Genomic DNA, 13,897 nt, shown 5'->3' with positions numbered 1-13,897 from the left:
TCTGTGTTGCCCCGTGAGATCGAAAAAAGTGTCAGCGTGCCGCCACCAGCACCCACCAGCCGCCCGGGCTGCGCTGCACGCGCACGGGGTACGTTGCCTCCAGCAGGGCCAGGCTGCGGTCGCTGTCGTCCAGTGGAAAGGCGCCGGACACCGGCAACAGCGCTACCTGCGGGTCGCAGCGCAGCACGCCGCGGCGGTGGCGGGCGAGTTCGGCCACCACCTCTCCCAACGGCCGGGCGTCGACCACCAGCATGCCCTCGACCCACGCGCTGGCGCTGTCATCCAGTGCGGCGACGGCATGCCCGCCGGCGGCATCGAACCAGGCCTGCTCACCGACGTGCAGTCGCCACGCGTCGCTGCCACCTGCGCGGATTTCGAGGCCGCCCGCATACAGGGACAGCTCGGTGCGCTGGTCATCGAGTCGGACGTTGAAGCGCGTGCCCAGGGCGCGTATCTGCCCGTGCGCGGTGACCACCTGGAAGGGGCGCGCGGGCGACTGCCGATCCGGCGCGGTTTCCACCAGGACCTGGCCGCGTACCAGTTGCAGTTGGCGCTGCAGCGGATCGAACTGCACCTGCAGCTGGGTGTCGGTGTCCAGGTGCACGGTGCTGCCATCGGGAAGGATCCGCAGACGCCGCTGGCCGACCGCGGTCCGTTCGCGCTGCCCGGGTGCGCCGGGAACGGCCAGCTGCCAGCCGGCCCAGCCGGCCGGAACCAGGGTCAGCCACAGGCCGATGCGCTTGATCGCCGCACGGCGGCTGCGGGCGCCGCCGCGCGACCGGCCCAGCACCGGCAGCGCCCAACCGGAGGGCACCTGCGCCACCAGCGCCTGCAACCGCTGCGCACGCTGCCACGCGCGCGCATGGTCGGGGTGCTCTGCGCACCACTGCGCGCAGGCAGCGCGGGTGCGGGTGCTGTCGTCGTCGTGCAGCCGTAGCAGCCACTCGGCGGCCTGCTCCAGCACGACCGCCGATAGAGCCGGGTCGGCCGCGGCCGGATCAGCCGGCATGCGCAAGGCATCCCACCAGCGCCCGCTTCATGTGCCGCTTCACGGTACTCAGCGACAGCTGCAGGCGCTGCGCGATGGCCTCGTAGCGCAGGCCTTCGAACTGGGCCAGCAGGAACACCTGGCGGGCCGCGGCGGGCAGGGCGTCGAGCATCGCGTCGATCTGTTGCAGCGCTTCGCGCACCAGCGCCTGGTCCTCCAGCGATGGGACCCATGCGTCGGGCAGGGATGCCAGCTGCTCCAGATACGCCCGCTCCAGCGCCTGCCGCCGGAACCAGTTGGCCGCCAGCCCGCGCGCCACCGTGGTCAGGAAGGCGCGCGGCTCGCGCAGGGCCGACAGGTCGCGGTCCTGCAGCAGGCGCGCGAAGGTGTCCTGGGTGAGATCGGCGGCGGTTTCCCGGCAGCCCACGCGACCGCCCAGCCAGCCCTGCAGCCAGCGGCGATGGTCCCGGTACAGGGCGCCGACGATCTCGCGTTGTGGGTGCATGGGAGTCGCCCGGAAGGCCAGGCACGGCAATGCCGGTCACTGGATAAGAATGAGAATGATTCGCAAGTATGGCAATACGGAGGCTGTATTGCCAGCGCGGATTGTCTTGAATCACTGCGCGACAACCGCATATCCGTTACATCTGCCAGCCACGCTGGCCATGACATGAAAGAGGAATTCCCCATGCGGATGGACAAGCTCACCTCGCGTTTCCAGCAGGCGCTGGCAGACGCCCAGTCGCTGGCCGTGGGCCGCGACCACAACATCATCGAACCGGTGCACGTATTTACCGCGCTGCTGGACCAGCAGGGCGGCAGCACGCGCCCGCTGCTGTCCCAGGCCGGGGTCAACGTGCCGGTGCTGCGCGAGCGCCTCAACGAGGCGATGGATGCGCTGCCCAAGGTGTCCGGGCAGGAAGGCAACCTGTCGATCGGCAATGACCTCAACCGGTTGCTCAACAACACCGACAAGCTGGCCCAGCAGCACGGCGATGCCTTCATCGCCAGCGAGTGGTTCGTGCTGGCGGCGCTGGACGACGGCGGCACGCTGGGTATGGCGCTGCGCGCCGCCGGTGCCGACAAGACCCGCATTGACGCGGCGATCGACAAGATCCGCGGTGGCGAAAGCGTGCAGTCGGAGAATGCCGAAGACCAGCGTCAGGCGCTGGAAAAGTACACCATCGACCTGACCGCGCGTGCCGAGAGCGGCAAGCTGGACCCGGTGATCGGGCGCGACGAGGAAATCCGCCGCACCATCCAGGTGCTGCAGCGCCGGACCAAGAACAACCCGGTGCTGATCGGCGAACCCGGCGTGGGCAAGACCGCGATCGTGGAAGGCCTGGCCCAGCGCATCATCAACGACGAAGTGCCCGAAGGCCTGCGCGGCAAGCGCGTGCTGTCACTGGACATGGGCGCGTTGATTGCCGGTGCCAAGTTCCGCGGTGAATTCGAAGAACGCCTCAAGGGCGTGCTCAACGACCTGGCCAAGAGCGAGGGGCAGGTGATTCTGTTCATCGACGAGCTGCACACCATGGTGGGCGCGGGCAAGGCCGATGGCGCGATGGATGCCGGCAACATGCTCAAGCCGGCGCTTGCGCGCGGTGAGCTGCATTGCGTGGGCGCCACCACGCTGGACGAGTACCGCAAGTACATCGAGAAGGACGCCGCGCTGGAGCGCCGCTTCCAGAAGGTGCTGGTGGGCGAGCCCAGCGTGGAAGACACCATCGCCATCCTGCGCGGGCTGAAGGAAAAGTACGCCGTGCACCATGGCGTGGAAATCACCGACCCGGCGATCGTGGCGGCCGCCACGCTGTCGCACCGCTACATCGCCGACCGCCAGCTGCCCGACAAGGCCATCGACCTGATGGACGAGGCCGCCTCGCGCATCCGCATGGAGATCGATTCCAAGCCCGAAGAGCTGGACCGCCTGGAGCGGCGCCTGATCCAGCTGAAGATCCAGCGCGAAATGCTCAAGAAGGAAAAGGACGAGGCCTCGCGCCAGCGCCTGGCCGACCTGGAAAGTGACATCGACGCGCTGGAGCGCGAGTTCTCCGATCTCAATGAAATCTGGAAGTCGGAGAAGGCCACGCTGCAGGGGGCCACGAAGATCAAGGAGCAGATCGAGCACGCCAAGCTGGAACTGGAGTCTGCCCAGCGCCGCCAGGATTTCGGCCGCATGAGCGAGATCCAGTACGGCCAGTTGCCGCAGCTGGAAAAGCAGCTGGCCGCGGCGCAGGAAGTGGAGACCACCGAGTTCAAGCTGGTGCAGGACCGGGTCACCGCCGAGGAAATCGCCGAAGTGGTGTCGCGCTGGACCGGCATTCCGGTCAACCGGATGCTGGAAGGCGAGCGCGACAAGCTGCTGCGCATGGAGCAGATGCTGCATGAGCGCGTAGTGGGCCAGGAGGAGGCGATCAAGGTCGTGTCCGACGCGGTGCGGCGTTCGCGTGCCGGCTTGTCCGATCCGGATCGCCCCAGCGGTTCGTTCCTGTTCCTCGGACCCACCGGCGTGGGCAAGACCGAGCTGTGCAAGGCGCTGGCCGAGTTCCTGTTCGACAGCACCGACGCGATGATCCGCATCGACATGAGCGAGTTCATGGAGAAGCACAGCGTCGCCCGCCTGATCGGTGCGCCGCCGGGGTATGTGGGCTACGAAGAAGGCGGCTACCTCACCGAGGCCGTGCGTCGCCGTCCGTATTCGCTGATCCTGCTGGATGAGGTGGAGAAGGCGCACCCGGATGTGTTCAACATCCTGTTGCAGGTGCTCGACGACGGCCGCCTCACCGACGGCCAGGGCCGCACGGTGGACTTCCGCAACACGGTCATCGTGATGACCTCCAACCTGGGCTCGCACCAGATCCAGGACATGAGTGGCGACGACACGCCGGAGGCCTACACGCAGATGAAGGCCGCGGTGATGGGCGTGGTGCAGGCGCACTTCCGCCCGGAGTTCATCAACCGGCTGGACGACATCGTGGTGTTCCATCCGCTGGACAAGGTGCAGATCAAGCAGATCGCCCGCATCCAGATGCAGGGCCTGGAGAAGCGCCTGAGCGAACGCGGGCTGCGCATCGAGGTCAGCGACGACGCCTTCCAGCTGCTGGGCAACGTCGGCTTCGATCCGGTCTACGGGGCGCGGCCGCTGAAGCGCGCCATCCAGTCGCAGCTGGAAAATCCGCTGGCGCAGAAGATCCTGTCCGGCGAGTTCGCCAGTGGCGAGGTGATCCAGGTCGATGCGGCCGAGGGCAAGCTGGTCTTCAACAAGGGCTGAGCCCCGTCCTTGGCCTGCTGATAACCGTTCGTGCTCAGGCCATGCTGCATGACCATCAACCCCCGCTCCGGCGGGGGTTTTTGTTCGGTATCGTCGGCATTCAACCGGAGGAGGCGCGATGTCTGAGCACGGCAGTCCCGAATGGAAAGCGGAAACCATCGCCGTGCACGGCGGCTACAAACCCGACCCGACGACGCGCGCGGTGGCGGTGCCGATCTACCAGACCGTGGCCTATGCCTTCGATGACACCCAGCACGGCGCGGACCTGTTCGACCTGAAGGTGCCGGGCAACATCTACACCCGCATCATGAATCCCACCACCGACGTGCTGGAGCAGCGCATCGCCGCGCTCGAAGGCGGTATCGGCGCGCTGGCGCTGGCCTCCGGGCAGGCGGCCATTACCTACGCGATCCAGACCATCGCCGAAGCCGGCGACAACATCGTCTCCTCCAGCGCGCTGTATGGCGGCACCTACAACCTGTTCGCGCATACCCTGCCGCAGTTCGGCATCCAGACCCGGTTTGCCGACTACAACGACCCCGAGGCGTTCGCGGCCCTGATCGACGATCGCACCAAGGCCGTCTTCGTCGAATCGATCGGCAACCCGCGCGGCAACATCACCGATATTGAAGCGGTGGCGAAGATCGCCCACGCGCACGGCGTACCGGTGATCGTGGACAACACCGTGGCCACCCCTTATCTGCAGCGCTCGTTCGACTTCGGCGCGGACATCGTGGTGCACTCGCTGACCAAGTATCTCGGCGGCCACGGCACCAGCCTGGGCGGTGCCATCGTCGATTCGGGCCGCTTCCCATGGGCCGAGCACAAGCAGCGCTTCCGCCGGCTCAACGAGCCGGACGTGAGCTACCACGGCGTGGTCTACACCGAGGCGCTGGGTCCGGCCGCCTATATCGGCCGCGCACGCGTGGTGCCCCTGCGCAACACCGGTGCGGCGATCTCGCCGTTCAACTCGTTCCTGATCCTGCAGGGCATCGAGACCCTGGCGCTGCGCCTGGACCGGATCAACGCCAACGCGCTGGCGGTGGCCACGTTCCTGCGCGACCACGCCAAGGTGGACTGGGTGAACTATGCCGCGCTGCCGGACCACCCCGAGCATGCGCTGGTGCAGAAGTACCTGCGCGGCCACGGCTCGGGCGTGCTCACCTTCGGCCTGCCCGGCGGCCGTGCGGCCGGCGCGCGCTTCCTGGATGCGTTGCAGTTGTTCACCCGGCTGGTGAACCTGGGCGATGCGAAGTCGCTGGCGACCCATCCGGCCTCGACCACCCATCGGCAGCTGGACGCGGCCGAACTGGAAAAGGCCGGGGTCAGCGAGGACACCGTGCGGCTGTCGATCGGCATCGAACATATCGACGACCTGCTGGCCGACCTGCAGCAGGCGTTGGCGAAGGCGTAGAGGTGGGGCCCACGGCGGCCGGTGCGGGCCGGCCGCCGTGGGGTTTTTGACGTCCCCGAAGCTGCGTTGTCGGACCGGGGCGCGTGCTGGCCACGCGGGGGCGGCGGCGCGGACTAGACTGGTTGCGCGTGTCGACCAACGCTCGGCACCGATGATGACGGGTCCTGAAACTGCGCAAGATCGGCCACGCGCCGTGGCGGGCACCGACGCATGCTGGACGTCACCCCGACACGGAGCCCGTCATGAGCCGCATTGCCCAGCTACGCCAGCGCCACGGCATCGACCGTGTGATCGCCCACCTGCAGCAGTGCCTGCGTAGCGGCCAGCCTTTGCCCGATCTGGATGCGCTGGCCGCCATTGCGCACCAGTCGCCGTTCCATTTTCATCGCCTGTACCGCGCGCTGACCGGCGAAACCCCGGGGCGCACCGTGGCCCGTCTTCGCCTGCTGCGCGCGCTGCAGTTGCTGGCCCACGCCGACAGCCGGGTGACCGAGGTGGCGCTGGAGGTGGGCTTTGAAAGCCCGCAGGCGTTGGCCCGCGCCTGCCGGCAGGCCGTGGACGCCACCCCCAGCGCGTTGCGCGAAGATGCGGCGCTGCGCGCGCACTGGCAGCAACGGCTGTCGCTGCCGGCCGGTGACGGCAACGACGACACGCCCCCGCTGCAGGTGCAGGTGACCGCGCTGGAGCCGTTCGACGTGGTGGTATTGCGCACGCGCGGCGCCTTCGACGACCCCGACCAGGCGTTCGGGCAGGTGTATGCCTGGGCCGCGGAACAGGGCCTGGCCGAGCACCTGCAGGCGCTGGTGGGCATCGCGCTGAACGACCATCGCGATGTGCCGGCCGATGCGTGCGAGTTCGAGTGCGGCATGGGCTTTGGCCGCGCCTTGGCCGACATCCCCGCGCCGTTGCGCGCGCTAACCCTGGGTGGCGGTGAGTATGCCGTGCTGCGCCATGTGGGCAGCTACGCCGGGTTGGAAGCGGCCACCGACGCCCTGCTGCGCCAGTGGCTGCCCGACAGCGGGCGCGCACTGCGCGACGCGCCGCTGTACTACCACTACCTGGACGATCCCGAAGACGTGCCCGAGGCGATCCTGCGCGCGGACATCTGCATGCCGGTGCGCTGACCGGACACAAGGCCGGTACGCGTGGCCGGAATGAAAAGCAGCCACCCATGGGGTGGCTCTACCGGCGGTGCGTTGACGGGGTGATACGTGGCGCATCGGTGCGGTGGTACGTGGCGCATCGATGTGGCGGTGTCTGGTGTATCGGCGCGCCGGGGGTAGAGCCACCCCATGGGTGGCTGCACGCGATGCCAAACCCCAGCCGGCATCCCGCATGGCAGGGCGTTACACCACCGGGATGCTGTGCTTGCCCATGGTGCGGTACGGCGGGGTGGCCATGACCATTTCAGCCAGCGAATAGGCCAGTTCGCGCTCTGCCATCACCGTGCCGTCGGCGCCGTGCTCCAGCAGGTGCTTCACTTCGGCGTCGCTGTGCGCGCGGGCCAGCAGGGTCAGGCCCGGGTTGAGCGCGCGCAGCTTGGCCAGGGTTTCACCGGCTTCCAGCGGCTGCGGGATCGCCAGCACCGCGATCTTCGCGCGCTCGGGGTGGGCTTCGGCCAGCACCTTGTCCGAGGCGGCGCTGCCGCGGATGCCGGGCAGGCCCGCCGCGTGGGCTTCGGCCACGTGTTCCTTGTTGTCGTCGATCACCAGCACCGGCACGCCGCGGTCACGCAGCACCTGGGCCAGCGCACTGCCAACGCGGCCGTAGCCGATCACGATGGCATGGTCGTGCAGGTCCAGCGACGGGCCCGGCGGCAAATCGATTTCCACTGCGGTCGGCGTGGTCTCCTGGTGCTTGAGCAACCAGCGGTCGAGCAGGCCGAACACCACCGGGTTGAGCATGATCGAGATCAGCGCGCCGGCCAGCACCAGCGCCTGGCCGGTGGGCGGCAGGATCTTCAGGGTCACGCCGAGCCCGGCGATGATGAAGGCGAACTCACCGATCTGCGCCAGGCTGGCCGAGATGGTCAGCGCGGTGCCGGTCGGGTGGCCGAACGCGCGCACGATCACGAACGCGGCGGCGGACTTGCCGAACATGATGATCGCCGCAGTGGCCAGCACCTGCCACGGGTGTTCGATCAGGATGGCGGGGTTGAACAACATGCCTACCGAGACGAAGAACAGCACCGCGAACGCATCGCGCAGCGGCAGCGAATCGTTGGCGGCCTTGTGGCTCAACTCCGATTCGTTGAGCAGCATGCCGGCGAAGAACGCACCCAGCGCGAAGGACACGCCGAACAGCATCGCCGAGCCGAACGCCACGCCCAGCGCGATGGCCAGCACCGCCAGGGTGAACAGCTCGCGCGAGCCGGTGCCGGCGATGCGCTCCAGGATCCACGGAATCACCCGGCGGCCGACCACCAGCATCACCGCCACGAACAGCCCCAGCTGCACGAATGTCCAGCCGATGCTGGCCAGCACGCTGCCGAGGGTGTGGGTTTCATTGGCCGAGTCCGGCCCGAACACGCCGGCCAGGACCGGCATCATCACCAGTGCCAGGACGCAGGCCAGGTCCTCGACGATCAGCCAGCCCACCGCGATCTTGCCGCGCTGGGTTTCCAGCAGGCGGCGTTCTTCCATCGCGCGCAGCAGCACCACGGTACTGGCAGTGGCCAACGCGAAGCCGAACACCACGCCATGGATGACCGGCCAGCCCATCAGGGCCGCCAACCCCCAGCCGAGCAGGGTGGCCACCAGGATCTGCCCGATCGCGCCGGGAATGGCGATCGCCTTGACCGCCATCAGGTCTTTCAGCGAGAAATGCAGGCCCACCCCGAACATCAGCAGCATCACGCCGATCTCGGCCAGCTGGTTGGCCAGTGCCTGGTCGGCGACGAAGCCGGGGGTGAACGGTCCTACGCAGATGCCCGCAACCAGATAACCGACCAGGGGAGACAAACGCAGCTTGTTGGCCAGCGCGCCGAAGATGAAGGCGAGCCCAAGGCCAACGGCAACGATGTTGATCAGGTCGGTGTCATGGTGCATCGGGGCTCGCAGAAATAGGGGATGTCCCGATTTTCACCGATGCGGTGGTATCGAGCAAACATCGGCGACCGCAATGCTGCTATGTCCGCGTGGTCAGGTGATGTGCTGTCCGGGACAGACGCGCATGACAGGCATGAATGCGCGGAATCGCCCCGGTGCGGGCCGAAAACGCACATGCCCCGGAAGACCGGGGCATGGGGAAATCGGTCGTGCCGGCCGCTGGCCGGCAACCACGCGATGCCAAGGTTCATGTGCAATCGGTAGTGCCGGCCGCTGGCCGGCAGTCACGCGACGCCAAGGTTCATGTGCAATCGGTAGTGCCGGCCGCTGGCCGGCAACCACGCGATGCCCGGGGTTTCATGGGGTTGCCGGCCGGCGGCCGGCACTACCCTGTTACCACTTGTACGTAATGCGGCCGTACACGTAGGCGCCATTGAACCCGTACGGCGAGTAGTTGCTGTACGGCAGCATGCCCCAGGTGGAGTTCTGCAGGTCCACGGTGCGGTCGGGGTACTCGTCCAGCAGGTTGTCCGCGCCCAGGGTGAGGGCCCAGTTCTCGCTGGGCTTGTAGCTCACCGAGGCGTCCAGCACCCACGAGCCGTCGTAGGTCTGGTCACGCAGCGCGGTGGCCGAGTTGCGCACGGTGAAGCTGCCGTAGCGCGTGGCCGCCAGGTTCAGGTCCCAATGGTCGCTGCGCCAGGTACCGCTCAGGATGGTCTTGTTGCGCGGGTAGCTGTCTTCGATGCGGCCAATCTCGTCGCGGCCGATCAGCGGCTGGGTGATGCCCAGCGTGCCGAACACCGGCGGCGAGGCGATGAACTGCTTCACCTCGGTGTCGTTGTAGCTGTAGGCCGCGGTCAGTTCCAGCGTGCTGGCGCTGAACGGGATCGAGTAGCTGGACACCGCATCGATGCCGCGGGTGCGGGTATCCACGCCGTTGGTGAAGTACGAGAACGCGGTGACACCGGGCAGCCCCAACCCGGCCAGCAGCGAATTGGCGGCGGCATTGGTGGTGATGTTGGTGGACAGCACGATGCGGTCGTCGATGTCGATCTGGTACGCATCCACCGTCAGGTACAGGCGATCGATCGGCTGCAGCACCAGGCCCACGCTGTAGGAGGTGGAGCTTTCGGCCTTCAGCGGGCTGGCACCCAGCGCCTGTGCGGCGGCACTGGTGGTGGGGAAGGTGCCGCGCTCGACGAAGGCACCGTTGATGATCGTGCTGGTGACCGCCTGGTAGCTCTGCTGGGCCAGCGACGGAGCGCGGAAGCCGGACGAGGCGGTGGCGCGCAGCGCGATCTTGTCGGTGAACGCATAGCGTGCCGACAGCTTGCCGGAGAACTTGTCGCCGAAGTCCGAGTAGTCCTCGTAGCGGCCGGTCACGCCCGCCGAGAACTTGTCGGTGAGGTCGGCTTCCAGCCCGGCATATACCGCGTAGTTGTGGCGGTCGGCGTCCACCGCGTTGAGCGGGGTGAAGCCGCCGAAGCCCTGCGCGCCGCTGCCGAAGTACGCGTTGGCTTCACCGGCCGACTGCTCCCAGTTCTCGCGGCGGTACTCACCGCCGAAGGACAGCGTGACCGGGTAGGCCAGGCCCCAGTCCAGCGACTTGGTCAGGTCGGCGTTGAAGATGTCCTGGGTGTACTTCAGCGCACCGTCGTAGAACGAGCGCGGGCTGGGCAGGCCGAGGCTGTAGTTGATGCTGTTGCGGGTGTGGAAATCGATGGTGTTCTCGCCGTGGTTGGCGCTCACATCCCAGGTCCAGCCGCTGTCGGTGTTGCCCTTGACCCCGGCCACCAGCGAGCGGTCCTTGGAGTACTGGTTGATCTGCGGCACGAAGCCGTCCGGGTAGGTCTGCGCCAGCAACGGGCCCTGGCCGCTGTTGGTGCGCGAGCGGTAGAACGCGAACGAGGTGATGTCGCGGTTGCTGGCCATCGCCGTGGCGTAGGCCGACACGTGGTCGCTGAACTGGAAGCTGGCGTTGACCGAGGCGGCGGTGGCGTCCACCCGCGGATCGCCGACCACGAAGGTGGTCTGGCCGATGTCGGGGAAGTTGCCGGTGTTCGGCGTGGTGCCCTGGTAGGGGCCGGCACGGTTGCTCTCGTCCTGCTGCAGGATCTGTCCGGCCACGTGCACGCTGCCGCGGCCGTCGGCGAAGCCGATCCCGGCATCGCCGGAGAGCTGGTACTTGTTGCCGTCACCGGCCGAGTACTGGCCCGCGTCCACGGCCAGGCTGCCCCCGGCGGACGAGCCCTTCAGCACGATGTTGACCACGCCGGCGATCGCGTCCGAGCCGTACTGGGCCGAGGCGCCATCGCGCAGCACTTCCACCCGTTCGATCGCCGAGATCGGGATCGCGTTGATGTCCACGGCCGAGGAGCCCCGGCCGATGCTGCCGTTGACGTTGATCTGCGCCGAGGTATGCCGGCGCTTGCCGTTCACCAGTACCAGCACCTGATCCGGCGACAGCCCGCGCAGCTGCGCCGGGCGGATGCCGCTGGTGCCGTCGGTGAGGGCCGGGCGCGGGAAGTTCAGCGAGGGCAGGGCCCGCGACAGCGCGGTGGCCAGCTCGGTGGTGCCGGTGGACTGCAGCGCCTCGGGGGTGATGATGTCGATCGGCGACTGCGACTCGGCCACGGTGCGGTCGGCGACCCGGGTGCCGGTGACGATGATGGTGTCCAGCGTGTTGGCGGCGGTGCGCGCAGGGGTGTCCTGGGCGCTGGCGGCGAAGCTGGAGACACCGAGCACGACAGCTACGGCGGCGGCGAGCGTACTGGTCTTGCGGTTCATCAGGGCGTGGCTCCGGTAGGGACGATGCGGCACCGGAACGACATCTCGACGGAAGGAAGCGGGTCGGCGAAGGCGGGTGTTGCGGTGCGCAATAAAGGAATTAACGGGATATTCATCGCTTGTCAAATAACCGCCATATCTGCAAAAAACGTTGCAGAAGCAACCATTTACGTGAACTGGCAGGCCCGACATCAGGGTCCCGGGGAAGCGCAGGCAGGGTCGTGGGAGAGAGGAACGAGGCCTGCTGCGCATCCCGGGGCGCGTCAAGTATTCGTTAACGTTAGAATTACGTCGCAGGAAGGGTGCTCACCAGCACATTCCATTCCGTTATATGGACCCCCCAAGATGATTTCCCTCCGTAACTTCGCCTTGCGCCGTGGCGAGCGGCTGCTGTTGTCCAATGTCGACCTGACCCTGCACGCGGGGTACCGCGTTGGCGTGGTCGGCCGCAACGGTGCCGGCAAGTCCAGCCTGTTTGCCGCCGTGAAGGGCGAGCTGGAGGCCGACAAGGGCGATGTCGACCTGCCCGGCAAGGTCCGCATCGCCAGCGTGGCCCAGGAAACCCCGTCGCTGCCCGACCCGGCGCTGCAGTTCGTGCTGGAGGGCGACACCGAGGTGGCCGCGGTCATGCGCGAAGAGGCCGATGCCGCCGCGCGCGAAGACTGGGAGGCGGTGGCCACCGCGCACCAGAAGATGGCCGAGATCGGCGCCTACGACGCCGAAGCCCGTGCCGGCAAGCTGCTGCATGGCTTGGGCTTCCCGGCCGAGACCCACTCGCGGGCGGTGTCCTCGTTCTCCGGCGGCTGGCGCGTGCGCCTGAACCTGGCCCGCGCGCTGATGATGCCCAGCGACCTGCTGCTTCTCGATGAGCCGACCAACCATCTGGATCTGGACGCGGTGTTCTGGCTGGAACAGTGGCTGCTGAAGTACCCGGGCACGCTGCTGCTGATCTCGCATGACCGCGAGTTCCTGGACAACGTGGCCACCCACACCCTGCACCTGCATGGTGGTGGCGCCAAGCTGTACCCGGGCGGCTACACCGATTTCGAGCGCCAGCGCGCCGAGCAGCTGCGCCAGCAGCAGATCGCGCACGACAAGGAACAAGCCGAGCGCGCCCACCTGCAGAGCTTCATCGACCGCTTCAAGGCGCAGGCCAGCAAGGCCGCCCAGGCGCAAAGCCGCATGAAGCGCCTGGCCAAGCTGGCCGGCACCGAGGCGGTGCGCGCCGAGCGCGAGTTCCGCATCGAGTTCTCGCCGCCGGCCAAGCTGCCGTTCTCGCTGATCCGCCTCAACCACGTCGACGCCGGGTATGGCGCCGATTCGGTGATCCTGCACAACGTGGGGTTCGGCCTGGAAGCCGGCCAGCGCATCGGCCTGCTGGGTCCCAACGGCGCGGGCAAGACCACGCTGGTGAAGACCCTGGTGGGCGAGCTGGCCCCGCTGACCGGTGAGCGCGCCGCGCACCCTGACCTGCGCATCGGCTACTTCGCCCAGCACACGGTGGAGTCGCTGCACGAAGGCCAGTCGCCGATGGAGCACTTCCGCGACCTGGACCGCGATGCGCCGAACCAGGTGTTCCGCGACTTCCTCGGCAAGTGGAATTTCGCCGGTGACCGTGCCTTCGAGCCGGTGGATGGGTTCTCCGGTGGCGAGCGTGCGCGCCTGGCCCTGGCGCTGATCGCCTTCCAGCAGCCCAACGTGCTGCTGCTCGACGAACCGACCAACCACCTTGACCTGGAAATGCGCGAAGCGCTGGCCGAGGCGCTGGCCGACTTCGAGGGCGCGATCGTGATGGTGTCGCATGACCGCCATCTGATCGGCTTGGTCTGCGATACCTTCTGGCGCGTGGCCGATGGCGTGGTGGAGCCGTTCGACGGCGACCTGGATGCGTACGCGGCGTGGCTGCGCTCGCGTCCTGCCGCGCAGGGCACCAAGCAGAAGATGGCCGCCGCCGCGCCGGAACCGGTGCCGCCGACCCCGCCGCTGCCGCCGAAGAAGCCGGTCAACCCGCACAAGCTGGCCGCGGCCGAAGCCAAGGTGGGCGAACTGGAAGCCCTGCTGGCGGATCTGGACCGGCAGCTGGCTGATCCGTCCAACTACGCCGACAGCACCCGCATGGCCGTGCTCGGCCGCGACCGCGAGGCCACCGCCACGCTGCTCAGCAAGGCCGAGCAGACCTGGATGGAACTGCTGGACGCGTAAACGGTATGCCGACCAACGGTCGGCATCTACCGGGCAAGCGGTGCCGGTGGGTGCCTGCATCGGGCAAGCCGCGTAGAGCCGGGCTCTGCCCGGCTGCTTCACCGGGACGCGCAAGAACGGGACGCCGGTGGGTGCGCCTTTCCGTCAGGCAAGCCGGGCAGGGCCCGGCTCTACGGGGGGCGCCG

Annotated in this window: 8 protein-coding genes; 4 read left to right on the top strand and 4 right to left on the bottom strand. The window is 67.8% G+C overall.

The window, feature by feature from the left end:
* Window positions 1–31 precede the first annotated feature (31 nt).
* Window positions 32–1,009 carry a FecR domain-containing protein gene (locus tag ACZ0AE_RS15390; protein WP_463601525.1) on the bottom strand — a complete coding sequence of 326 codons (978 nt, stop codon included), beginning with the start codon at window positions 1,007–1,009 and terminating at the stop codon, window positions 32–34.
* Window positions 999–1,493 carry a sigma-70 family RNA polymerase sigma factor gene (locus tag ACZ0AE_RS15385; RefSeq protein WP_038686673.1) on the bottom strand — a complete coding sequence of 165 codons (495 nt, stop codon included), beginning with the start codon at window positions 1,491–1,493 and terminating at the stop codon, window positions 999–1,001. The genes ACZ0AE_RS15390 and ACZ0AE_RS15385 overlap by 11 nt, the downstream gene beginning before the upstream one ends.
* 183 nt (window positions 1,494–1,676) lie before the next feature.
* Between ACZ0AE_RS15385 and clpB the strand changes: the two genes are divergently transcribed.
* The 3 genes from clpB to ACZ0AE_RS15370 all read left to right on the top strand — a co-directional run bounded on the left by clpB (window position 1,677) and on the right by ACZ0AE_RS15370 (window position 6,800).
* Window positions 1,677–4,262 (top strand): ATP-dependent chaperone ClpB, encoded by a 2,586-nt coding sequence (gene clpB / locus ACZ0AE_RS15380; protein ID WP_038686675.1) that lies wholly within the window; start codon window positions 1,677–1,679, stop codon window positions 4,260–4,262.
* A gap of 118 nt (window positions 4,263–4,380) precedes the next feature.
* Window positions 4,381–5,676, top strand: coding sequence for an O-acetylhomoserine aminocarboxypropyltransferase/cysteine synthase family protein (locus tag ACZ0AE_RS15375; protein ID WP_038686677.1), 1,296 nt, complete (start codon window positions 4,381–4,383; stop codon window positions 5,674–5,676).
* Window positions 5,677–5,918: 242 nt separating this feature from the next.
* On the top strand, window positions 5,919–6,800 hold the full coding sequence (locus tag ACZ0AE_RS15370) for an AraC family transcriptional regulator (protein WP_463601524.1): 882 nt from the start codon (window positions 5,919–5,921) through the stop codon (window positions 6,798–6,800).
* A 222-nt stretch (window positions 6,801–7,022) separates the two neighbouring features.
* Here the strand turns inward: ACZ0AE_RS15370 and ybaL are convergent, their stop codons facing one another.
* Both ybaL and ACZ0AE_RS15360 read right to left on the bottom strand, forming a co-directional pair.
* Entirely contained in the window at window positions 7,023–8,723 is a 1,701-nt protein-coding gene (ybaL, locus tag ACZ0AE_RS15365; RefSeq protein WP_463601523.1) for a YbaL family putative K(+) efflux transporter, read from the bottom strand.
* Window positions 8,724–9,116: 393 nt separating this feature from the next.
* Window positions 9,117–11,510, bottom strand: coding sequence for a TonB-dependent receptor plug domain-containing protein (locus tag ACZ0AE_RS15360; RefSeq protein ID WP_038686684.1), 2,394 nt, complete (start codon window positions 11,508–11,510; stop codon window positions 9,117–9,119).
* Between the two features lie 345 nt (window positions 11,511–11,855).
* Between ACZ0AE_RS15360 and ACZ0AE_RS15355 the strand changes: the two genes are divergently transcribed.
* The gene (locus ACZ0AE_RS15355) at window positions 11,856–13,712 is read left to right on the top strand and encodes an ABC-F family ATP-binding cassette domain-containing protein (protein ID WP_038686686.1); all 1,857 of its coding nucleotides are present in this window, start codon (window positions 11,856–11,858) and stop codon (window positions 13,710–13,712) included.
* Window positions 13,713–13,897: the final 185 nt, after the last annotated feature.

It is taken from the genome of Stenotrophomonas sp. AC248 (assembly GCF_979258185.1).
The sequence above is the reverse complement of the archived record's forward strand: the minus strand, read 5'-3'. Positions and strand labels throughout refer to the sequence as shown.